Raw genomic sequence first — 22,303 nt, 5'->3', positions numbered from 1 at the left:
CCCATGGGGTATCGGTCAAGGCATGCACAAACACATGAAAGCATCCTGCCTGAAACGCCTGAACCGTATCGAGGGTCAGGTGCGCGGCCTCGCGAAAATGGTCGAAGACGATCGTTATTGCATCGACGTCGTCACGCAGATTTCAGCGGTGCGCGCGGCGCTCCGCCGTGTCGAAGAGGAGGTGCTGCGCGATCATGTCGCCCATTGCGTCGAGCACGCGATCGCGAGCGGCAACGCTGCGGATCAGCGGCGCAAGGTTGCGGAATTGATGGACGTGCTCGCGCGCGCGTCGCGCTAAACTGCAAGTCTTGCGCGTTCAATTTGTAATGTCGCAGGCGGCGCCATGCCATCGGTTTGCCACGCGAAAGTCTCGTTCGGGCGCGACATACACCCGACGGAACGATAGGCTTGCAGCGTTGTTGTGGGCTCTGTCGGAATGACCATCGCGGGGTCCCATGAAAACATTCATCTCAGCCGTTGCCGCAGTTCTCGTGTCGACGACGTGGTCAACGCTGGCTTCAGCGCAGCAGTGGGATCCGTGGGACGGCGGACGCGGACAAGTCTACAGCGATCCGGACGATGACGATCGCGGCTACGATGACAATCGCTATGGCGGTCCGCGGGTCTACCGGCGCTTCGACGAGAACGAGGATCGGCGCTATGATCCCCGATACAATGGCGGACCCGATACCAGCGACCGGCGCGACGATCGATATGATGGCCGCCGGTATTTCGATGATCGCCGTTACGACGGTCGGGACGACTATGGTGCCTGGGATGCCGCGCCACAGCTGGACGAAGAACAGCAGCTGAGCAAGGCGCCCGGCTCGAATGGCGGAAGCCGGCCTTACATTCAGGCGGTAGCGCCGCCGGTGGTGCCGTTCAGCGGTCCGTATGCTCAGGGTTCGATCGTGATCGATGCGAGCAAGCGCAAACTCTATTACGTGCTCAGCTCAACGTCGGCGTATGCGTATTCGATTGGTGTCGGACGTCAGGGCTTCGGCTGGTCAGGCAAGGAAAAGGTTTCGCGCATCGCGGACTGGCCGGACTGGTATCCGCCTACCGACATGCGCAAGCGCAAGCCGGAATTGCCAACGCGCATGCTGGGTGGCATTCGCAATCCGCTCGGCGCGAAGGCAATCTATCTCGGCAATACGCTTTACCGCATTCACGGCACCAACGAGCCGAAGTCGATCGGGCGTGCGGAATCGTCAGGCTGCTTCCGCATGCTGAACGAAAACGTGCTGCATCTGGCCTCCCTCGTGCGAGTCGGCACCGAGGTGACAGTCGTGCGTTCGCTGGATGGCAAGATCGCGTCGGCCGCGAGTTCCAAGACTTCCGCCATCAAAGCCACGAGCCGACAGCGCCCGCAGCGTTACGAGCGTCGCGACTTCCAGGGCCGTGGTGACGACTATGACGATCCCTACTATTACGAGCCCTGGCGCTGAGCGGTTGGAAACAAAAAAAGCGCCCGCACATTCGCGGGCGCTCAATACGTGGCAATCTCGCTTATGGAGTTGAATTTGGCGGCGGCTCCTTGGGAACATTGACGTCAACGCCCGGCGCCTGAACGCGCGTGCCACTGCCGTCCTTTTCGACATGTGCAAATGGAGCGTCGACTGTGGTCTCGCCGGTGACTTTGTTCGTTTCGACGCGAACCGCCGGGCTATCGACGAGCACTTCCGTTTGCGAGCGCTGGTAGGCGTAAACGCCGCCAACGATCAGAGCGAACAGCACGATGACCAACGCGATGCTGCCGAATCTGGGGCCATTCATTTGCGACCTCGTTTGCTATCAATTCGGTCAGCAAAACGAGTTTCGGGCGCGAAATGTTCCGAATGCCAGTTTTCGGGAGGCTTATAGCGATCAGCGCGACTTGATGTTGATTCCGATCTCGATCGAGATCGCGCCGTTCAAACCGCTTTTCAAAATGTAGCGCTTTCCATTCTCGGGGTTGAAGCGCGCGATTTCGCTTCCCGGCGAGAGAAAGCCAGCCGGCTTCGCGAACGTGATTTCGCCGACGCTGCATGAGCTTTGCGTGATCGTCATGCGCGGTTTGAGATCGCGCGTCTTGCCGAGAAACCGATAGGCGACGATGTCGGCCGAGGTGTTGACGATTTCAAATTTGACGCCTTCACTCGCGGGGCGCCCAAACATTTCGACGGAGATGTACTTCGGCACGGGGTCTGGCGATTTTGCGACGCCGACACCGATCTCGGTCGCCGACGCCATGAGGATATTCGCGCGATGGGGCGCGGAGTTCATCCAGCCAGCGACGGCCTGCATCGCGAGCTGGCCGGTATCGAAGCCCTGGCCCGATCGGTCCATAGCGATGTTTTCGGCAACGGCGCACGGCTTGTAGCCCGCCGTTTCCGCGCGCTTTCCAGGATTGCCGCCGTCGGCGGTGTGGGAAAACTGGCCGCTGCGTGCGAGGCGTTCCGCATACGCGCGTGCAGCCTTGGCGAGCATGGCGTTGATGCGCAGCGCGTTGAGGTTCTGCTCACGCCGGACCTGATTGGTCATCTCGACGATCTGCAGTTCAACCTTGGGTAAATCCGGCACCAGCGCCGCCATCCGCAGCAATCCTGTTATCGTGGCAAATCAATCTGTTGGCAAATGATGTGCTCGCCGTGACACTGGCGCACCATCGCAAAAGCTTGCGCCCAAATAGCACGCTTTTCATAAAGCGGCAGTGCGCGCCCCATGGCGGGCTTGAGAGCCTTGGGGCCGCGCTGTAGGGATGCGCCCATGACGACAAAACCGATTCTTCCTGGCGACGGCCCGATCGAGCCCGTCGAATTCCGTACCGCTCTTGAGGAGCGGTATCTCGCGTACGCGCTGTCGACGATCATGAACCGGGCGCTGCCCGACGTGCGTGACGGTTTGAAGCCCGTCCACAGACGCATTCTCTATGCGATGCGCGAACTCAGGCTCAATCCGGAAGGCGGCTACATCAAGTGCGCGAAGATCGTCGGCGAGGTGATGGGTGACTATCACCCGCACGGCAACCAGGCGATCTACGATGCGCTGGCGCGCCTCGCGCAGGATTTCGCGGTGCGCTATCCGCTGGTCGACGGCCAGGGCAACTTCGGCAACATCGACGGCGATAATCCGGCGGCCGAACGCTACACCGAAGCGCGCATGACGGAAACGGCGGCGCTGATCCTCGAAGGCATCGACGAGGATACGGTCGAGTTCCGTCCGAACTACGACGGCCGCGTCGAGGAGCCGGTGGTTCTGCCCGCGGCGTTTCCGAACCTGCTGGCGAACGGCGCCTCGGGCATCGCGGTCGGCATGGCGACGAACATTCCGCCGCACAACGTCGATGAGCTTTGCGCCGCGCTGCTGCATCTCATCAAGCATCCGAATGCGACGATCGAAAAGCTCGTCGAGATGGTGCCGGGGCCGGACTTCCCGACCGGCGGCGTGATCGTCGAACCGCGCGATGCAATTCTGGAAGCCTATAAGACGGGCCGCGGCGGTTTTCGCGTGCGCGCCCGCTGGAGCAAGGAAGATACGGCACGCGGCGGCTATCAGATCGTCGTGACGGAAATTCCCTACGGCGTCCAGAAGGCCAAGCTCGTCGAGAAAATCGCCGAGCTGATGAGCGACAAGAAGCTGCCGTTCCTTGGCGATGTGCGCGACGAGAGTGCGGAAGAAATTCGCCTCGTGCTGGAGCCGAAAACCCGCGTCGTCGATCCCGTGCTGCTGATGGAGAGCATGTTCCGCGCTTCCGAACTCGAAGTGCGCGTCGGGCTCAACATGAACGTGCTGTCGGCGGGGCAGGTGCCGAACGTGCTCGATCTGCGCGATGTGCTCTGGCAGTGGCTGGAGCACCGAATCGAGGTGCTTGTTCGCCGTTCGACGCATCGCCTGAAGAAGATCGAGCATCGCCTCGAAGTTCTCGACGGCTATCTGATCGCCTATCTCAATATCGATGAAGTCATCCGGATCATTCGTCGCGAAGACGATCCGAAGGCGAAGCTGATCGCGAAATTCAATCTCAGCGATGTGCAGGCGGAAGCGATCCTGAACCTACGTCTGCGGTCGCTGTCGCGGCTCGAAGAGGTCGAGATCCGCTCCGAGCACGACAAGCTTTCGAAAGAACGGCGCGAGCTGAAGCAGCTTCTGAAATCGGAAGAGCTGCAATGGGAGCACGTCTCGAACGAGGTCAAGACGACGCGCGAGACGTACTCGAAGAAGACCGCCATCGGCCGCCGCCGTTCGACGTTCGCCGATGCGCCGGAGGTCGAGGTCGATCTTGCTGCTGCCTTGGTCGAGAAGGAGCCGATCACGGTCATCCTGTCGGAAAAGGGCTGGGTGCGCACGCTCAAGGGCCATCAGGACGATCTCTCGAAGCTGGACTTCAAGCAGGGCGATGCTTTGAAGCGCGCCATCAAGGCGTTGACGACCGACAAGCTCGTGCTGCTGACGACGAACGGCAAATTCTTCACGCTCGAAGCGAACGCGCTGCCAGGTGGACGCGGTCACGGCGAGCCCGTGCGGCTGATGATCGATCTCGAAGAGAACCACGACATCGTCGAGGTGTTCGTGCACGATCCGTCGCGCAAGCTGCTCGTCGCTTCGACGGCGGGCTACGGCTTTATCGTGCCGGAACAGGAAGTGATCGCGTCGACGCGCAAGGGCAAGCAGGTCCTGAACGTGTCGGAGCCGGACGAGGCGCGCGTCTGCGTCCCGGCCGAAGGCGATTACGTTGCGACGGTCGGCGACAATCGCAAGCTCCTCGTCTTCAAGATCGACGAGGTTAACGAGATGACGCGCGGCAAGGGTGTCATCCTGCAACGCTTCAAGGACGGCAGCCTGTCCGACGTTCGCGTCTTCAAGAAGTCGAACGGCCTGACGTGGGTCGATAGCGCAGGCCGCGAATTCACCCTCGCGTGGGGCGAGATGCGGGACTGGGTCGGCGAGCGCTCGCAAGCCGGGCGTGTCGTTCCGCGCGGGTTCCCGCGATCGAATTCCTTCGGTCCGCGATTTTGATTGCAGATGTTGACCGGCCGCGCTTGTCGCGGCCGCTCGGCACGGCTACGACCATGTCGCATGGGTGGGACGTTCAAAAAAGCGGCTTGGATCGTGGTGGCGGCGGCGATGATGGGGATCGGGACAACCGATGCCCGGGCGCAAGGCACCGAAACAACATGCCAGAAAGAGGATTTCGAGGCTGTCGTCGAGGCGACGGCGTCGAGCCTGCGCGATCTCAACAGCAAGAACCGACCTGAGTTTCAGGAAAAGCTGCGCGAGTTGAAGTTGAAGCGCAACTGGAACCAGAACGAGTTCATGGAAAAGGCGGCGCCGTTCGTGCGCGACGACAAGACGGCGGTCTACGACAAATCGACGGACGAACTGCTATCGGCAATTTCATCGATGGGGCGCGAGGGTGCGAGCGCGGAGAGTCCGGACTGTGCGATCCTGCTGGAACTCAGAGCCCGGATGAACGTGCTCGTCGATACTCAGACGGCGAAGTGGCAGTACATGTTCGACAAGCTCAATGCCGAGCTTGCGAAGTAAGATCAGCAACCCTGCAGGTCTGCGCTTTTAGAATTCCGTGGCGTCTTCGGCGACGCGCTCCCAGCGATCAGGTCCGAGGCGTTCTTGCGGCTGGAAGCGCGTTTTGTACGCCATCTTCTTCGAGCCCTCGATCCAATAACCGAGGTAGACGTGCGGCAGACCGATGCGCTGCGCGAACGCAATATGCTCCAGGATCATGTACGTGCCGAGGCCTGAGTCGGCGCCATCGGGATCATAGAAGCTGTAGACCATCGAAATGCCGTCGCTCAGCCGGTCGCACAGCGCCACGGCCTTGAGCGGCCAGGAGTCGAATTCGGAATCGGGTGCGCCGTCCGGCCTCTGGCGGTATTCGGTCAGGAACGTGTCGATGACGGTGTCTTCGACCATCATGCGGTAGTCGAGCATCGTCATGTCGGCCATGCCGCCGTCGCTGTGGCGGGCATCGATGTAGGCGCGGAAGAGCTTGAACTGTTCCTGCGTCGGGATCGACGCGGTGCGGCGCGCGGCGAGCTTGGAATTGCGCACCCAGCTGCGGCGCATCGATCGATTGCTTTTGAACTCGTTGACCACGACGCGCACGGACACGCAGGCCTGGCAGCCCTCGCAGTACGGCACGTAGGCGATGTTCTGGCTGCGGCGAAAGCCGGTTGTCAGCAGGCGGTCGATGAGCTCCGGCGGCTTGTCGTGCGTCAGATGCGTGAAGAGTTTGCGTTCAAGCCGGCCGGGCAAATACGGGCAGGGCTGCGGAGCGGTAACGTAGAACTCTGGAAATTTCTTTTGTTGCTCCGTCATTCCGACGCGTCCCTCGGGGCACCAGCCTTCTACGATGATAAAGGGAGGCGCTGGTCAGGATCAAGGCACCGGCGGTTATCCGTAGATAGGATCGGTGAATGGGAGGCAAAAATAGTACGCCGCGCACGCGCGCTGCGCTGCGAAAATGGAACTTATGGAGCCTACGCGCTACAACACGAAGGCGGCGCCGGTGCGCTGGCGCGAAACGACGCGTACGCAGCTGTCAGCGCGTCTCAGACGCCGAGCGGGGAGGTCTGTGTCGTTGCCGCAGGCGTGTTGCCGGATGTCGTCGCCTCAGCGTTGGCCACGATCGCGTAGAGGGCGCATGCCGAGATGATGCCGGCTACGACGATCGCCGCCCAAAGGGCCGATCTTCGCAGAAACCATCCGACTGTCGGAGCCCCGGATTTGGTTTTACCGTCCCACGCCGCACTTTGAGCCGAAGAGGCCCCGTAAGTCGTCATTTGCCGCCCTTATATCTGTCTCGGGACTCGCGCGCCCACTTCTCGCTCTTAACCCTGTCGGTGCACAAGCACGCAGCTGCCTCAATCCGCAGAAAACCGAATCGTTTGTTGTATTTCGATGACTGATTATGCGCGGACGGGCGTTGTGCGAGGCTGAATTGTGGCTTATCGGCTACTTTTGCGGCGAATTTTCGAGCCCAACAAGACACACTCGGATCTTCAAAGCGGCATGAACGCGATTTAGAATTGAGCCGCGCTGGTCGCATTCTTGTGTTCGACCGAAATTCCCACATACTTCGGGAAATAATCTCGACGATAACAAACAGGCATCGGGGAACCGCTCAAGGCAAGCCGGATCACTCTTTCGAGTGATCGTCAGACTAGACCTGGAGGTTCCATGATCGAACTCGTCGTCGCCGTCTGCATGATCGACCAGCCGTCTCGCTGCAAGGACGTGACCCTCAATTTCGAGGGTGAGAGGGTCACCGCCCAGCAATGCGCCATGAACGGCCAGATCGAAATGGCGAAATGGATTGGTGAGCATCCCAATTGGGTAATCCAGAAGTGGCACTGCGGCATCGCCGGCCAGTTCGCCAAGCTTTGAATAGCTTTTGCAGAAAGGCCGGTTGACAGACCGGCCCGCGCTGCGCTCCCTGACGGCGCAAAAAACGCCGCTCAGGAGTTCTCACATGACACAGTCGCCGACGCAAAAGTTTGCGACCCAGGCCGTGCACGCGGGCGCAAGCCCCGATCCCGTCACCGGGGCGCGCGTGACGCCGATCTATCAAACCACGTCCTTCGTGTTCAACGATCCGGACCACCCGGCGGCACTGTTCAATCTCGAAGCGTTCGGAAACATCTACACGCGGATCAACAATCCCACGCAGGCAGTGCTCGAAGCGCGCGTCGCGGCGCTCGAAGACGGCACGGCGGCACTGGCCGTTGCGTCGGGTCACGCCGCGCAATTTCTCGCGCTGCACACTCTGCTCGAGCCGGGGGATGAATTCATCGCGGCGCGTCAGCTCTACGGCGGCTCGATCAATCAGTTCAATCATTCCTACAAGAAGTTCGATTGGAACGTCGTCTGGGCGGACGCGACGGATGCGTCGAGCTTCGAGCGGGCAATAACGCCGAAGACACGCGCGATTTTCTGCGAAAGCATCGCCAATCCGGGGGGCGTCATCAGCGATCTGCCCGGCATCGCGGCCGTCGCCAAGCGCGCCGGCGTTCCATTCATCGTCGATAACACGCTGGCGACTCCCTATCTCTGCCGGCCGAAAGAATTCGGCGCCGATATCGTCGTGCACAGCCTGACAAAGTTCATCGGCGGCCACGGCAACTCGGTCGGCGGCGTGATCGTCGATTGCGGCACGTTCGACTGGCTGAAAAGTCCGCACCGGTACAAATCGCTGGTCGACCCAAATCCGTCCTACAACGGAATGAAGCTCGCGGAGGCTTTCGGCCCTATGGCGTTTGCGATTGCGGCGCGCGTGCTCGGTCTGCGCGACCTCGGTCCGGCGATTTCGCCTTTCAATGCGTTTCTCATTCTGACCGGCGTCGAGACGCTGCCGCTCAGGATCCAGCGTCAGGTCGACAATGCTCGCATCGTGGCGGAATGGCTGGAAAAGCAGCCGGGCGTCGGCTGGGTGAACTATGCCGGGCTGCCCAAGAATCCCAGCTACGCTCTCCACCAAAAGATTTGTCCAAAAGGTGCGGGTTCGGTCTTCACGTTCGGCCTCAAGGGTGGTTATGAAGCGGGCGTGAGGCTGGTCTCGGCCTTGAAGCTCTTCAGTTTCCTTGCCAACATTGGGGACACCCGCAGCCTCGTCATTCATCCGGCGTCGACCACGCACCGGCAGCTTCGCGACGAAGAGCGCGCAGCAGCAGGGGCCGGCCCGGATGTTGTCCGCCTGTCACTCGGTATCGAAGATGTCGACGACCTCATCGCCGATCTCGAGCAGGCGCTTGCCGCGATTTAGAAATGCCGCCAGGAAGGGGCCATGAACTACCAGCTTGTTTTGCAATTTCAGGGCGACGACGAGGATACGCTCGACAAGGTGATCGAACTCGAGGACCGTCTGATAGACGCCCTCGACGGTTCAACGACGGCGGAAGTCGATGGGCATGAGCCTGGCGACGGCGTGATCAATCTCATTCTGCTCGCGAAGAACGCGACGAAGGTCTGGGAAAAGATCGAGCCGATCGTCGAGGGCGCGTCCGACGAACTCGACATCAATGCCGTCGCGTTTCGCGCGCTGGAGGGAGAAGACTTTACGGTCCTCTGGCCCGTCGATTACGAGGGCGAGTTCGAGCTGGCTTGATAAATTGCGCTTTGCGGCTTCCCTACGGGGAGCCGGCCGCAAAGCGCGAAGCTTGTTTAGCTTCCAGGTCTCAACTTGCTTTGACGTAAGAGCCCGGCGCATCCTCGATGACGCCGAGCTTTTTGCCCGGAGCGCGCGCCTCGATCCAGCCTCCGGACTGCTGCGACAGCCATTCAATCCAGTAGGGCCACCAGGACCCCGGCGTGACGGACGCTGACGCCTGCCAGTCGGCAAGGTTCGCCATGTTTGTGCCCTTCGTCCAGAACTGGTATTTGGCCTTGCTCGGCGGATTGATGACGCCGGCAATGTGTCCCGATCCTGCGAGCACGAATTCGACCGGGCCGCCGAGCATCTGCATGCCGCGGAAAACCGATGCTGCGGGCGCGATATGATCCTCGCGCGTCGCGACGGAAAAGATCGGTAGCTTGATCTTGCCGAGGTCGAGCTTGATGCCGCCGACGTCCATTTCGCCCTTGGCAAGACGGTTCTCGTTATAGAACTCGCGCAGATAGAACTTGTGATTGGCGGCGGCCATGCGCGTCGAGTCCTGGTTCCAGAACAGGAGATCGAACGGGAAGGGCTTCTTGCCGAGCATGTAATTGTTGATGACGTACGGCCAGATGAGATCGCGCGGACGCATCATGTTGAAGACGTTGGCCATGCGTGAGCCGTCGAGAAAACCCTTCTCGGTCATCAGGGCGTCGAGGCTGTCGAGCTGGTTGTCGTCGGTGAAGAGGAGGAGATCGCCGGCGAGCGTGAAGTCGACTTGTGTCGTCAGAAGCGTGCAGCTTTTGAACGGCTCTTCGCCACGCTGCGCGAGGTACGCAAGTCCCGTCGCCAGCGCCGTGCCGCCGACGCAATAGCCGAGCACGTTGATTTTCTCGACGCCCGACTCTTGTTTGACGGCGCGGACTGCTTCCAGGATGCCTTCGAGAATGTAGTCCTCGAACGTTTTTTCCGCGAGCTTTTCGTCCGGGTTGACCCACGAGACGACAAAAACCGTGAAGCCCTGATCGACGACGTACTTGATGAAGCTTTTCTGGCTCGTCAGATCGAGGATGTAATATTTGTTGATCCACGGCGGGACCATCAAAATCGGGCGCTCGCGGACTTTATCCGTCGCGGGCACATACTGGATGAGCTGCAGCAACTCATTCTGGAAAACCACCTTGCCGGGCGTGGTGGCGAGGTTGCGGCCGAGTTCGAAAGCGTTGGCGTCGGTCTGACTGATTTTCATCAGATCGCCGGACGACCGCAAATCCTCGGCGAGAAGATTGGCGCCTTCCAGGAGATTGCGCCCGTTCGTCTCGATGGTTTCGCGCAGAACTTCCGGGTTGGTCGCGAGGAAGTTCGTCGGCGAGTAGGCACTCGTCAACTGGCGAAGGTAGAATTCGGCGCGGTGGCGCGCTCGTTCATCGAGACCCGGCGTCGCCGCCAATTGATCCTCGGCCCATTTGCAGGCCAACAGATAGGCCTGCTTGCAAAAATCAAAGAAGGGGTTGGCGCTCCACTCGGGGTCCTTGAAGCGGTTGTCGCTCGAAGCTGGTTCGATCAGCGGGGCGATCGGCATGCCCATGGCGCGCGCCAGGACGTTGTTCCAGAGATTGGCGAACTGGCCGAAGAGGAGCGTCTGCGCCTCCGACAGCTTCACTGGATCGGAGAGCCATGTCCGCGCCAGAGACGTCAGCGTTTCGGTTGCGGCCGAGAACTCGCTCGCAGGGGTATAAGGGCCCGCCTTGGCGTCGGGTCGTTCGGCGAGTTGCGCCAGCGCAAGGCTGCCTCGCTCATAAGCGCGAAGAAGGTTCGAAGCGAACTCTTCGGGGTTGGCGATCAGGTAACGCGACAGGAACGGAGGGATTTCGGGCTTGAAGCTGTCCTGGGGCATGGCGGCGTTTAAAAGCTTTCCAATATGCGGCGCCGACAGTTCAATCTGCTGTCGGCCGCAGCCATTTCACCTTGGGTAGAGTGCCCTTCGGAGGGGGAGCGATCAAGTCGAATCACGGGTGTCCGATATAGCCTCTAAGTAGGTGGCGGGCGGAAAAAATCAAACACGGCTGGGGCCGTTTTTGCGTTGCGAAGGCGCCAATCTCATGACTTCCGCACCGTTTCCCAGGTCGTCGCCCCGCGGCACTGGACGGAGCATGGCGGGCGAGCGTAAACAAGGCGGCGATCGGCGCACGGTCGTCGTTAACCGATCCCGGGTTCATCCCTAGTGCAAAAACGAAATATCTGTGACGCCGGTGACGAGCGGCGTCGAGGGCAAAGTCTGTTGAGCGAAGATTTTCACCGCATCAAGCGCCTGCCGCCATACGTTTTCGCGGAAGTGAACCGTTTGAAAGCCGCCGCGCGTGCGCGTGGCGCCGACATCGTCGATCTCGGCATGGGCAATCCCGATATGCCGACGCCCCAGCACATCGTCGACAAGCTGATCGAGACGATCAACAAACCGCGCACGCATCGATACTCGGCGTCGAAGGGCATCCCCGGTCTGCGCAAGGCGCAGGCGGCCTATTACGAGCGCCGCTTCGGCGTGAAGCTCGATCCGGAAACCGAGATCGTGGCGACGCTCGGCTCGAAGGAAGGGTTCGCGAATATCGCGCAGGCGATTGCCGCGCCGGGCGACGTCGTCCTCGTTCCGAACCCGACTTACCCGATCCATGCGTTCGGCTTCATCATCGCCGGCGCTTCGATCCGGCATCTGCCGGCGAACAACGGCGAAGACTTCCTGCGCGCCATCGATCACGCAGTGAAGCATTCGATCCCGAAGCCGCTGGCGGTCGTCATTTCGTTTCCGTCCAATCCGACCGCGATGGTCGCCGACCTCGAATTCTACAAGGACGCAGTGGCTCTGGCGAAGAAGCACGACATCATTGTGCTCTCGGACATCGCCTATGCCGAACTTTATTATGACGGGGTGCCGCCGCCTTCGATCCTTCAGGTTCCGGGCGCCAAGGATGTGTCGGTCGAGTTCACGTCGCTGTCGAAGACCTACAACATGCCGGGCTGGCGCATGGGCTTCGCGGTCGGCAACGAGCGGCTGATCGGTGCGCTGGCGCGCGTCAAATCCTATCTCGATTATGGTGCGTTCACGCCGATCCAGGTGGCAGCTGCGGCGGCGCTCAACGGCCCGCAGGATTGCGTCGACGAAATCCGCGCGATGTACAAGAGCCGCCGCGATGCCCTGGTCGAAAGCTTCGACCGCGCCGGATTCCACGTTCCCGCGCCTCCGGCAACGATGTTCGCCTGGGCGCCGGTTCCGGAGAAATACAAGCACCTGGGCTCCGTCGAATTCGCCAAACTCCTGATCGAAGAAGCCGATGTCGCAGTTTCACCGGGCGTCGGGTTCGGCGAATATGGCGAAGGCTTCATCCGCATCGCGCTGGTCGAAAACGAGCAGCGTATTCGCCAGGCGGCACGATCGATCAAAAAGCTTTTCTCCGAAACGCCTCAGGCTGATCAGCGCGCCGCTCCCTCTCAGAAATCCGCATCACGATAGTCAGCGAAAATGGAACCCCTTAAACTCGGTATAGCCGGAGTTGGCACGGTCGGTGGCGGCCTGCTGGAACTTCTCACGACGAACGGCGCGCACTTCGCCAACATCGTCGGACGCGAAATCCGCGTCACCGGCATTTCGGCGCGGAGCCGCGACAAGGTTCGCAACATTGCGATCGACGGCTATCAGTGGTTCGACGATCCGGTGGCGCTTGCCAAGGACCCGTCGAACGAAGTCTTCATCGAATTGATCGGCGGCGAGGACGGCGTCGCGAAGGCGGCGGTCGAGGCAGCGCTGCAAGCGAAAAAGCATGTGGTGACGGCCAACAAGGCGCTGCTCGCCAAACATGGCATCGCGCTCGCCAAGCTCGCCGAAAAGAATGGCGTCGCCTTGAACTTCGAGGCGGCGGTCGCGGGCGGCATCCCGATCATCAAGACGTTGCGCGAAGCGCTGGGCGCGAACCGCGTGCGGCGCGTCTACGGTATTCTGAACGGCACCTGCAATTACATCCTGACGCAGATGCAGAACGACAAGCGTCCGTTCGCAGACGTTTTGAAGGAAGCGCAGGCGCTCGGATATGCCGAGGCCGATCCGACGTTCGATATTGGCGGTTTCGATACAGCGCATAAGCTCGCGCTGCTGACCAGCCTTGCCTTCGGCACGAAGGTCGCCTTCGACCAGATCCATGTCGAAGGCATTCAGACGATCACGGAAGCCGACATCGAGGCAGCCGACAGTCTCGGTTATCGCATCAAGCTGCTCGGCGTGGCGTCTGAATCTGAAACGGGCATCGAAGCGCGCGTGTCTCCGGCGCTGGTCTTCAAGGATTCGGCCATCGCGGAAGTCTCGGGCGTCACCAACGCCGTCGCCATCGAGGGTGATTTCTCGGGCAGCGTCCTGCTGGTCGGGGCGGGCGCGGGGGCGAAGCCGACGGCTTCCGCTGTCGCCGGCGACATTCTCGACGTCGCGCGTGGGCTGATCGTGCCGCCGTTCGTTACGCCGGTCGCGAAGCTCAAGGCGCACAAGCGCGCCAAGCTCGATCAGCATTACGGCTCCTATTACGTCCGCCTGGCTCTCTACGATAAGCCGGGCGCGATGGCCGCCGTCGCCAAGAGCATGAGCGATCAGGCGATCTCGCTCGAGAGCATCGTGCAGCATCGGCCGCAGACGCTTCACGCGCCGCGCACCGCTCCGCAGCGATCGAAGGACAAGGCACAGCCGGTCATCATCATCACGCATGAGACGACCGAAGAGGCGATGCGCAAGGCTTTGGCGGCGATCGAGAAGGACGGCAACGTCACCGAAGCTCCGCAGATGATCCGCATTGAAGAGCTGTAGAATTCGAACATTTGGCCAAGCATGGTCCGGAAGGATGAGAATATGAGCAAGACGGAGCAAACGAACGGGCACGGTCCGGGGTTGGAGCGCATCCTCGTTCTGGAACTCGCGCGTGTGACTGAGGCGGCTGCTATCGCAGCGGCGCAGCTCCGCGGACGCGGCAACGAAAAGGCAGCCGACAAGGCCGCCGTCGATGCGATGCGCCGGGAGCTTGGCCGCGTCGAAATCCAAGGCACCGTCGTCATCGGCGAAGGCGAGATGGACGAAGCTCCGATGCTGTACATCGGCGAGAAGGTCGGCACCGGCGAGGGTCCGGAAGTCGATATCGCCGTCGATCCGCTCGAGGGCACGACGATCTGCGCCAAGGCGATGCCGAACGCGCTGGCCGTGCTGGCTATCGCCGAGAAGGGCGGCTTGCTGCACGCGCCGGACATGTACATGAACAAGATCGCCGTCGGACCCGGCTATCCCGACGACATCGTCGATCTCGATGCGACGCCTGCGGACAACCTCAATGCGCTCGCCAAGGCGAAAGGCGTGCCGATTAACGAAATCATGGCCTGCATTCTCGATCGACCGCGTCACGCAGAGCTGATCCGGGCCGTGCGTGAAGCAGGCGCCGGCGTGCAACTCATTCCGGACGGCGATATCGCGGGCGTCATCTGGACGACGGACCCGAAGGAAACCGGCATCGACATCTACATGGGTTCCGGCGGCGCGCCCGAGGGTGTGCTCGCGGCGGCGGCGTTGCGCTGCATCGGCGGACAGATTCAGGGTCGTCTGATCCCGATGAAGGACGAAGAGCGCATTCGCGCCGAGAAGATGGGCATCAGCGATATCAACCGGAAGTTCCGGCTGCAGGACATGGCGTCTGCCGACGTCGTGTTCTCGGCGACCGGCGTCACCGACGGCTCGCTGCTCAAGGGCGTGCGCATTCGCGGGGATTTCGCCGAGACCGAGACGGTCGTCATGCGCTCCAAGACAGGCACGGTCAGGCGGATCAAGTCGACGCTGCGCAACGTCGGCGCACGCTTCATTTAGCCTGTAAGCTGCCGTTTTCTCTGTGTTTGTGCTGTGGGCGATTGCCGCCCGCGGCAGCACGCGCATGCGAATCGACATACAACTTGGCGACGGGAAGCAGAGGGGGCTCCGGTGCGCTCAACAAGTCTGGCGAAGGCGGCAATAGAGAGCCAGGACGACGGCGGCGCTTTTCTCGGCGTGCGCTCGAGTGCGCGCGGCTTCCAATGGCGTGAGCGGCTGCGGCCCGAACTGAAGTCGCTCGCGACGGCGATCGGCCAGCATCACGGCTTGCCCGAAATGATCGGCCGCATTCTTGCGGCGCGTAACGTCGGGTTGGACGCCGTGCCGGGCTTCCTCGATCCGACGCTCAAGTCGCTGATGCCCGACCCGAGCGTGCTCCGCGACATGGACAAGGCGGCGGCGCGCCTCGCGGACGCGATCGAAGCCAAGCAACGCGTCGCGATCTTCGGCGACTATGACGTCGACGGCGCGTGCTCGTCGGCGCTGCTGCATCGCTTTCTTTCGCATCATGACGTGCCGTCGCGCATCTACATTCCGGATCGGCTGTTCGAAGGCTACGGGCCGAACGTCGGCGCCATCGAAACGCTGGTCAACGAAGGTGCGAAGCTGATCGTGACTGTCGATTGCGGCACGACGAGTTTCGAGCCGCTGGCTGCGGCGCGCAAGCTCGGCGCGGACGTCGTCGTCATCGATCACCATCAGGCCGACGAGCGGCTCCCCGACGTCGAAGCGGTCGTCAATCCGAACCGCCAGGACGATATTTCGGGGCAAGGAATGCTTTGCGCCGCCGGCGTCGTATTCCTCGTTCTCGTCGCAGTGATGCGCGAGTTGAGACGGCGCGGCTTCTACACCAACGTGCGCGAGCCGGATCTGCTGGCATCGCTCGATCTCGTGGCGCTCGCGACCGTCGCTGATGTCGTCCCCCTCGTCGGTCTCAATCGCGCATATGTCAAAAAAGGCCTCGCGGTGATGCGTGCCCGCGAGAATGTCGGTTTGACGGCGCTGGCTGACGTTGCGGGGCTAACGACGCCACCGACGCCGTATCACCTCGGATTCATTCTCGGTCCGCGCATCAATGCAGGCGGGCGCATCGGCAATGCGGCCCTCGGCGCGACGCTGCTTTCGACGAGCGACACGGTCGAAGCACAGAAGATCGCCGAGCTTCTCAATCGCCTCAACAAAGAGCGCCGCGACGTCGAAGCGATCATGCTCGAGGAAGCGCTCGCGATCGCCGATCAGCAGGTGGCCGACGATCCGGCGCGCGCGATGGTCATCGTCGCGTCGGAGACGTGGCACAAAGGCATTGTCGGACTTGTCGCCAGCCGCCTAGTCGAACGCTTTCGCAGGCCCGCGTGCGTGATCGCGTGGGAAGCAGAAGCCTCGCGGCCAAACGAGGGGACCGGGTCGCTCAGATCGATCCCGGGCGTTGATCTCGGCGCGGCCGTGCGTGCGGCCGTTTCGGCTGGGCTGCTCGTCAAGGGAGGCGGCCACGCGATGGCTGCCGGATTGACGGTCGGACGGAACAATCTTGCGGCGCTCGAAGCTCATTTCCAGACGCAGCTCAGGACGGCGACCGTCACGGCGAACGAGGCCGCCGGGCTCGATATCGATGCTGCGCTCGTCGCGTCGGGCGCCACGACCGAGCTGATGGATATGATCGAGCGCGTCAGTCCGTTCGGGCAGGGGAATCCTGATCCGCGCTTCGTGTTCCCGGCGCATCGGGTGAAGTTCGCGAAGGTCGTGGGGGATGCGCACGCTCGGGTGCTGATCGAGGGCGGCGACGGCGCGCGTCTCGACGCCATCGCGTTCCGCGCCGCAGGCCAGCCGCTGGGTGATCTGCTGATGTCGGGCGGGGGAATGCCGCTGCACGTCGCCGGGCACCTCCGGCGCGATACCTGGGGCGGGCGCGACCGGGTCGAACTTCAGATCGAGGATGCGGCCGATCCTCGCTGGCAGTCCTAATTTAGGGCCTGATTTGCGGCCTGGTTTCAGACCTGATTTCAGGCCTGATTTTGGGGTCTCGAGCGAACGCCATCCTGTCGCAGGAACGTGCCGATGAGCCGCGCTTGCCAAGGACGCCCGAAGCCGATTATAGGGTTGCCTTTCCAGGCGGTGGCCACGCTCCCTTCGTCTATCGGTTAGGACGTCAGATTTTCAATCTGAAAAGACGGGTTCGACTCCCGTAGGGAGCGCCAAGTCTTTTAACGAGTTGGCGCTGAGCCCCAGGGTGGGCCTCACTGATGGCCAACCTCTCCAAGCATCCCTTGAGAATACCCCTGATGTTGGCTGTCCGGAGCCGGCCTCTGGAGCCAGAGGGCGTTTACGTCAGCGATCCCAGAAACTCATAGACTTCGCGCGCGGGTTCTCCGCCCATCTTGGCGTGAACGATGAGAGGGATGCCGTGCGCACCTAAGGATTTCCGTGCGTAGGGGCATGCCGTCAACGCTGTTTTGACGACGTCCAGCATCCCGAGCATTGCCGCAGCGAATATATCAAGGCGCGCGCCGCGCTCGATCAGCAGCAACGCAATTTCACGGCGCCCTGTGTGTGCCGCCGCTCCAAGACCAGACTCGAAGTCGCCACCGCCCCAATCCCAGCTGGCGTTGACGAGTTTTGGTTCAATCTCCAGCAATTCGCGCACGCGGTCGATATCGCTATGGGCCTTGCGAACAAATTCGCTGACAAGTTCTGGCGCTAGCGGCGGGGATTTTTCCATTTTTGTTTTCTTTGCTTCCGAACTTCCGAGGCGTGAAATCAATCGTCGAACTTAATTGTTCGCTCGCAGAGACTTGGCGGGCGAATGCGATGAAATCGCATAGTTGTTTCCGATATAAATATACAATTTCGTTTTTGGGAGAAGATCGTGCGTTTGGACATGTTGTCCCTGAGCTTCTCCGTCTGCGAGCTTGTTTTTCGAGATGGCCGCTCCGGACGCCGATGGTGGCAAAAGCGGTACGCTCGCCGGGTTCATTACGGGAGCACCCCCTTGCAAGGCACCGATTTTGTTGTCGGGGTTTGCGCGCTCAACTAGCTTCCGCACCGATACGGATCATTTTTGGAGGGGCAAATGCGGTCTCTGAAATTAGGCTTCGCAACGATTGCGGTGGTGTTCGCACTCTCGGCGACGGCTCAGGCGGATTGCGTCAAGATCGGCGCGGTCGGGCAGGCTGTGACCCACGATATCGCCGTGCTGTTCTCGACGCATGGTCTTGCAAACGTCATCTATGGGCAGGGCCGCGTGGGCAAGGGGCCAGTCCATACGAAATGCGACGACGCCTCGACCATGACGACATGCCATTCCTCGCAGATGGCGTGCAAAGTGACGACGCCGAAACCCTGCATCGGCGCTTGGCTCTGCCTATAAGCACGCTCGCCCGTGCAATTCTGGCGAATTAAAAAAAATGCGGCGGCCGTGACAGCCGCCGCAAACGCATTCGATCTATTGCTTGTCCCTCAGATCCGGACTTCGGCGTGCTTGCGCAGGCGCAGTGAGAAGCCGACGAGCAGGAAGCCGTAGATCAGCGCAAAGATGCCGATGGTGAAGGCGAGGCCGAGTGCGCCGGCGCCGGGGAACATCAGGATCAGAACACCGAACAGCACCGAGACGAGACCGCTGGCGATCAACAACCATTCGCCATCGATTTCCTTGCGCAGCCGGATCGCGCCGACGATTTCAAACACACCCGCGGCGATCGCCCAACCGGCGATGAAGTAAAGCAGCACCAGTCCGGTGATGCCAGGCCAAGCCAGCGTGACCGCGCCGGCAAGAATGCCGAGCACGCCGACGAGTGCCAGCCACCAGCGCGGCGTCGGCGTATCGCCCATGATCGCGGCGCCGATCGCGAAACCTCCGTCGAACAGAGCGAACACGCCGTACAGAATGACGAGCGTCAAAAGCGACAGTCCGGGCCACATGATCGTCAGCAGCCCGAAGATGATGGCGCAGATGCCGCGCAACAGAATGAGCCACCAGTTGCGAGCCAAGCCATCAAGCATGGGGCGCATAAGAACAGTGCCGGGAGGATACGTGCGTGTTGCCATGTCAACCTCTCTGAAGCTGGAGCTTGGAAAGGATCAAACTGTGTATTCAGTTTCACGACTGGCCGCGATGCCGTCAATTGCAGAGATGGTCAGGCTGCGGCTGAAACGGACGTTGGTAAATAAAAACGGAAGTACGACGTCGAAATTCAACGAGATATAGCATTGTTTTCGAGAGTCTGGGAGAGCGCGCAGGCAGACGCCCGATCATTGTTGCTTGGCCAGATGCTTGTTTCGCTTTGCGGAGCGCTCCTTTTCTTGTTTCTCAGCGAGTTTCGCTTTCTTTTTCGAAGCCGGAGTTTCGGCTTTCGATTTCTTTGACATCTTTTTCTTGTGACTTTTGGCGCGAGGTTCGTCCTGCGTATCGTCGCTTCTGGACGCCGTTGATTTTGCGGCCGGCGCGTCCGCGCGTTTGTCCGCGTCGCGAGGAGGCGGCATCTCTTCGGCGGACGCTTCCTCGATGAATTTCGGTTGCCGTTGTTTCAGGGCAGCGAAGGTTTGCTCGTTGATCGTGAGCTTTTCGGCTTTGTGAGGAGCGGCGCGCTCCTTATCGGCTTTATCGGCTTTTTTATCTTCGCGCGCTTTCGGCGCAGCGTCGTCGGCTTTCGCGATCTCGGTCCGCTTCTGTTTCGGCTCTTCGGCTTTCTGTTTGGCGGGCGGCTGCTTGCCGGCGTTCTTCGCGGCAAGAATTTCCTGACGCGTCCGCTCCACCTCTGATTTGGAAACTTCGCCGTCGGCGATCAGCGCGTTGAGGCAGGACTTCGAAAGCTTCGGACCAGCGCGCCGCATGCAGATGCGCAGCTCTTTCGATCCGACCTGGAATTGGCTGCAGTAGGCGTAGTAGTCGCTCGCGCAGCTCATCTGGGTCAGAAACCCGATGGCTGAGGCACTGGAGACGGACAGCATCAGGGCTGCCGCTGCTAAGGCGAGTGTTCTGGTCATGGTTCAGAGCTATCTGTACTGCGCAACACCTCACATAGTTCCAGATGTGCCCCTTGAGGCCGTGTCATATGCGCGTAACCGGTTCAGGTCCACTGAATACGGCCCTGAGGCCTGCGCCAGATGGCGAAACCGGCTAAAGTCGAGGCAGCGCCGATCGCTGGTAAACCCAGATTGCGACCAGCACGATGAGCGAGCCGATGACCGCGGCAATCACGTCGCGCAAAGAAATCGAGTACTTATCGAGATCCGGAAAAACGCCAAGGACGCGGAACAGAAAGCCGCCGATCAAAGCGCCGGCCAATCCGAGCGCGAGATTCTTCGCGCGTCCGAAGCCCTCTTTACTCCACGTGCTGAGCGATCCGGCCAAGGCGCCACCGATGAGACCGATGACAAGCCAGACGATGAACTGGTCGAGTGTCGGCATGTTGCGACTCCAGCGTTCGCGCCAGCCGAAATCCTACACCGATTTGCAAACCCAGAATAGTTTACGGCGCATGCCGTCGCCCAATGAGGGTTAACGGGATCGCGCGAGATGTGTGCATTTCGCGCGATGTTACTACGTGATGTGGTCGATCAGCCGAACGTAAAGGCATAAGCGTTGACGCCGGAATCGAGAAACTCGATGGCGAACGTGCGCTCGCGAATATCGCCGCTCTGCCGGACGAGCTGGTAAAGCTTGTCTTCCGTCACAGTTCCACTGCCGTCGGGAGCGACGTCAAAGCCGTGATTGTCGCCGGGCTCTTTGCCGTCGATCGTCACGCGAAAGCGGATGGGTTTCTTGTCGGCACCGGGACCCAGCACAAGATGCAGATCGCGTGCGCGGAAGCGATAGACGATGCTGCCGCCCGCGGTATTGAGCGCGGCATGCTGGGCTGCGATGGTCCAGTTTCCGTTCAAGCTCCATTCGTTCAGCGTTTTCGGTTCGCCGCTGTAGGTGTGCGCCGTGTCGCGTGGCGCGCCGTCGGGAGACACGAAGTTCTCGGCTCGCGCGTAGCCGACGTACGTTTCCGGTGACGCGACGTTCGCGAATACTGAGGCGGCTTCGACGCCCGAGGCCGAGACGCTCACCGTTCCATCGGCGACGTTCGCTTTGCCAGCTTCGGCCAGAAGCTTTTGAATGACGCGCTCCGAAGCTGCGTAGCCGCCTTCGCCGAAGTGATGATGACGAATGTTGCCGTTAGCATCGATGAAGTAGTGCGCGGGCCAATATTGATTTTTGAAAGCGCGCCAGATCGCGAAATTATTGTCGACGGCGACTGGGTAGGCGATCTTGAGATCGGAGATGGCGTTGCGGACATTCGCGATATTTTTCTCGAACGCGAATTCGGGAGAATGCACGCCGACGACAACGAGACCCTGATCTTTGTATTTTTCAGCCCAGGCGCGAACGTAGGGGATGGTTCTGAGACAGTTGATGCAGGAGTACGTCCAGAAGTCGACGAGCACCACCTTGCCCTTCAAATCGTCTGGCGTGAGCGGCTTTGAATTCAGCCAGTCGACGGCCCCGCTCAGTGCAGGCGCGCGACCTTCGATGGGCAACGTTTCCGACGCGGCGGCAAGCTCGCTATCGGTGCCCGCATCCGGCGTGCGGTGAAGCATGTCGATGAGGCGTTGCTCGAGCGGCGCTGTGCTCGCGAGCGACAGTCGTGTCAGCAATCCGGTATCGGCGCCGGCTCCAATCGCGACGACGGCGACGAGAACGGCAACGCCTAGTCCGCGACGAATCCATTCGCCCGCGCCAAGCGAGCCTTTCATCGCGTTGAAGATGCGTCCGCCCGCCAACAGCGCCAGCGCGAGCGATGTCGCGGCTCCGGCTGCGTAGGCCACAAGAAGGAGTGTCGTGTGCGCGCTCGCGCCTTCGAGCGCCGCACCCGTCAAAATCAAACCCAGAACCGGTCCGGCGCAGGGTGCCCAGAGAAGTCCCGTTGCAACGCCGAGTAGCAGCGATGACCAGGGTGACGATTGTTCGCCGTTCGCTTCGGCTTTTTGCGCCAAGCGATTTCCGAGCGCGACGGCAGGGCGCGACAGGCGTTCCGACACTTCCGGAAAGATCAGCGTCAACCCGAAGACCGCCATGATGATGAGCGCGATGATGCGGCCATAATCGTTGGCGGCGACCGCCCAACCTCCGCCGATCGCGGCAAGCGACGCCACCAGTGCGAAGGTTGCCGCCATACCGGCGAGGATCGGTAATCCGCTCCGGAGAAATGGTTGACCGGCGCGCGAAAAGACGAACGGCAGCACGGGTAGAATGCACGGGCTGACGATTGTGAGAATTCCGCCGATATAGGCGAGAAGGATGAGAAGCATGCCGGTTCACCATATCTGCACGCCGAAGCCCCAAGCCT

The 22,303-nt window shown here is 61.1% G+C and carries 22 protein-coding genes and 1 tRNA gene; 13 read left to right on the top strand and 10 right to left on the bottom strand.

What is annotated here, in order from left to right:
- The first annotated feature begins 22 nt into the window (after positions 1 to 22).
- Both HYPGJ_RS06655 and HYPGJ_RS06650 read left to right on the top strand, forming a co-directional pair.
- On the top strand, positions 23 to 298 hold the full coding sequence (locus tag HYPGJ_RS06655) for a metal-sensitive transcriptional regulator (RefSeq protein WP_046846416.1): 276 nt from the start codon (positions 23 to 25) through the stop codon (positions 296 to 298).
- Between the two features lie 157 nt (positions 299 to 455).
- Positions 456 to 1,448 carry a L,D-transpeptidase gene (locus HYPGJ_RS06650; protein ID WP_046846415.1) on the top strand — a complete coding sequence of 331 codons (993 nt, stop codon included), beginning with the start codon at positions 456 to 458 and terminating at the stop codon, positions 1,446 to 1,448.
- A gap of 61 nt (positions 1,449 to 1,509) precedes the next feature.
- On the opposite strand, the gene HYPGJ_RS06645 is transcribed toward HYPGJ_RS06650, so the two are convergent.
- Entirely contained in the window at positions 1,510 to 1,776 is a 267-nt protein-coding gene (locus HYPGJ_RS06645) for a hypothetical protein (protein WP_046846414.1), read from the bottom strand.
- Positions 1,777 to 1,866: 90 nt separating this feature from the next.
- Positions 1,867 to 2,574, bottom strand: coding sequence for a CAP domain-containing protein (locus tag HYPGJ_RS06640; protein ID WP_046846413.1), 708 nt, complete (start codon positions 2,572 to 2,574; stop codon positions 1,867 to 1,869).
- Positions 2,575 to 2,748: 174 nt separating this feature from the next.
- Between HYPGJ_RS06640 and parC the strand changes: the two genes are divergently transcribed.
- Entirely contained in the window at positions 2,749 to 4,998 is a 2,250-nt protein-coding gene (parC, locus tag HYPGJ_RS06635; RefSeq protein WP_046846412.1) for a DNA topoisomerase IV subunit A, read from the top strand.
- A 60-nt stretch (positions 4,999 to 5,058) separates the two neighbouring features.
- Positions 5,059 to 5,526 carry a hypothetical protein gene (locus tag HYPGJ_RS06630; RefSeq protein ID WP_046846411.1) on the top strand — a complete coding sequence of 156 codons (468 nt, stop codon included), beginning with the start codon at positions 5,059 to 5,061 and terminating at the stop codon, positions 5,524 to 5,526.
- A 27-nt stretch (positions 5,527 to 5,553) separates the two neighbouring features.
- Here HYPGJ_RS06630 and HYPGJ_RS06625 read toward each other — a convergent pair whose 3' ends face one another.
- On the bottom strand, positions 5,554 to 6,318 hold the full coding sequence (locus HYPGJ_RS06625) for an arginyltransferase (RefSeq protein ID WP_046846410.1): 765 nt from the start codon (positions 6,316 to 6,318) through the stop codon (positions 5,554 to 5,556).
- Between the two features lie 233 nt (positions 6,319 to 6,551).
- Positions 6,552 to 6,782: a hypothetical protein gene (locus HYPGJ_RS18730; RefSeq protein WP_083984045.1), complete on the bottom strand. Its 231-nt coding sequence runs from the start codon at positions 6,780 to 6,782 to the stop codon at positions 6,552 to 6,554.
- A 397-nt stretch (positions 6,783 to 7,179) separates the two neighbouring features.
- Here HYPGJ_RS18730 and HYPGJ_RS06620 point away from each other — a divergent pair, with 397 nt between their 5' ends.
- The 3 genes from HYPGJ_RS06620 to HYPGJ_RS06610 all read left to right on the top strand — a co-directional run bounded on the left by HYPGJ_RS06620 (position 7,180) and on the right by HYPGJ_RS06610 (position 9,103).
- Complete coding sequence (locus HYPGJ_RS06620) at positions 7,180 to 7,386, top strand: hypothetical protein (protein ID WP_046846409.1); 207 nt, start codon at positions 7,180 to 7,182, stop codon at positions 7,384 to 7,386.
- Positions 7,387 to 7,471: 85 nt separating this feature from the next.
- On the top strand, positions 7,472 to 8,761 hold the full coding sequence (locus HYPGJ_RS06615; RefSeq protein ID WP_046846408.1) for an O-acetylhomoserine aminocarboxypropyltransferase: 1,290 nt from the start codon (positions 7,472 to 7,474) through the stop codon (positions 8,759 to 8,761).
- Between the two features lie 21 nt (positions 8,762 to 8,782).
- Positions 8,783 to 9,103, top strand: coding sequence for a hypothetical protein (locus HYPGJ_RS06610; protein WP_046846407.1), 321 nt, complete (start codon positions 8,783 to 8,785; stop codon positions 9,101 to 9,103).
- A gap of 70 nt (positions 9,104 to 9,173) precedes the next feature.
- Here HYPGJ_RS06610 and phaC read toward each other — a convergent pair whose 3' ends face one another.
- Entirely contained in the window at positions 9,174 to 10,988 is a 1,815-nt protein-coding gene (phaC, locus tag HYPGJ_RS06605; protein ID WP_046846406.1) for a class I poly(R)-hydroxyalkanoic acid synthase, read from the bottom strand.
- Between the two features lie 384 nt (positions 10,989 to 11,372).
- Between phaC and HYPGJ_RS06600 the strand changes: the two genes are divergently transcribed.
- From HYPGJ_RS06600 to HYPGJ_RS06580, 5 genes are all read left to right on the top strand, one after another.
- Positions 11,373 to 12,599: an LL-diaminopimelate aminotransferase gene (locus HYPGJ_RS06600; protein WP_046846405.1), complete on the top strand. Its 1,227-nt coding sequence runs from the start codon at positions 11,373 to 11,375 to the stop codon at positions 12,597 to 12,599.
- Between the two features lie 9 nt (positions 12,600 to 12,608).
- Positions 12,609 to 13,934: a homoserine dehydrogenase gene (locus tag HYPGJ_RS06595; RefSeq protein ID WP_046846404.1), complete on the top strand. Its 1,326-nt coding sequence runs from the start codon at positions 12,609 to 12,611 to the stop codon at positions 13,932 to 13,934.
- Positions 13,935 to 13,976: 42 nt separating this feature from the next.
- Complete coding sequence (glpX, locus tag HYPGJ_RS06590; RefSeq protein ID WP_046846759.1) at positions 13,977 to 14,975, top strand: class II fructose-bisphosphatase; 999 nt, start codon at positions 13,977 to 13,979, stop codon at positions 14,973 to 14,975.
- A gap of 111 nt (positions 14,976 to 15,086) precedes the next feature.
- On the top strand, positions 15,087 to 16,937 hold the full coding sequence (gene recJ / locus HYPGJ_RS06585) for a single-stranded-DNA-specific exonuclease RecJ (RefSeq protein ID WP_083984044.1): 1,851 nt from the start codon (positions 15,087 to 15,089) through the stop codon (positions 16,935 to 16,937).
- A gap of 158 nt (positions 16,938 to 17,095) precedes the next feature.
- Positions 17,096 to 17,170 (top strand) — tRNA-Glu (locus HYPGJ_RS06580).
- Between the two features lie 125 nt (positions 17,171 to 17,295).
- Here HYPGJ_RS06580 and HYPGJ_RS06575 read toward each other — a convergent pair.
- Positions 17,296 to 17,691 carry a hypothetical protein gene (locus HYPGJ_RS06575; RefSeq protein ID WP_046846403.1) on the bottom strand — a complete coding sequence of 132 codons (396 nt, stop codon included), beginning with the start codon at positions 17,689 to 17,691 and terminating at the stop codon, positions 17,296 to 17,298.
- 351 nt (positions 17,692 to 18,042) lie between these two features.
- Here HYPGJ_RS06575 and HYPGJ_RS06565 point away from each other — a divergent pair, with 351 nt between their 5' ends.
- On the top strand, positions 18,043 to 18,339 hold the full coding sequence (locus HYPGJ_RS06565) for a hypothetical protein (protein ID WP_046846401.1): 297 nt from the start codon (positions 18,043 to 18,045) through the stop codon (positions 18,337 to 18,339).
- An 89-nt stretch (positions 18,340 to 18,428) separates the two neighbouring features.
- Here HYPGJ_RS06565 and HYPGJ_RS06560 read toward each other — a convergent pair whose 3' ends face one another.
- The 4 genes from HYPGJ_RS06560 to HYPGJ_RS06545 form a co-directional block, all read right to left on the bottom strand.
- Positions 18,429 to 19,016 carry an HdeD family acid-resistance protein gene (locus tag HYPGJ_RS06560; protein ID WP_046846400.1) on the bottom strand — a complete coding sequence of 196 codons (588 nt, stop codon included), beginning with the start codon at positions 19,014 to 19,016 and terminating at the stop codon, positions 18,429 to 18,431.
- Between the two features lie 204 nt (positions 19,017 to 19,220).
- On the bottom strand, positions 19,221 to 19,955 hold the full coding sequence (locus tag HYPGJ_RS06555; protein WP_046846399.1) for a hypothetical protein: 735 nt from the start codon (positions 19,953 to 19,955) through the stop codon (positions 19,221 to 19,223).
- Positions 19,956 to 20,088: 133 nt separating this feature from the next.
- Positions 20,089 to 20,379, bottom strand: a complete 291-nt coding sequence (locus HYPGJ_RS06550; protein ID WP_046846398.1) for a GlsB/YeaQ/YmgE family stress response membrane protein — start codon at positions 20,377 to 20,379, stop codon at positions 20,089 to 20,091.
- A gap of 149 nt (positions 20,380 to 20,528) precedes the next feature.
- The gene (locus tag HYPGJ_RS06545) at positions 20,529 to 22,265 is read right to left on the bottom strand and encodes a cytochrome c biogenesis protein DipZ (protein ID WP_046846397.1); all 1,737 of its coding nucleotides are present in this window, start codon (positions 22,263 to 22,265) and stop codon (positions 20,529 to 20,531) included.
- Between the last annotated feature and the right edge of the window lie 38 nt (positions 22,266 to 22,303).

Origin of the sequence: Hyphomicrobium sp. GJ21, from assembly GCF_001006785.1 — a bacterium.
In the GTDB taxonomy this organism is placed as follows: Bacteria; Pseudomonadota; Alphaproteobacteria; order Rhizobiales; family Hyphomicrobiaceae; genus Hyphomicrobium_B.
This window is presented reverse-complemented; position numbering and strand designations above follow the sequence as displayed.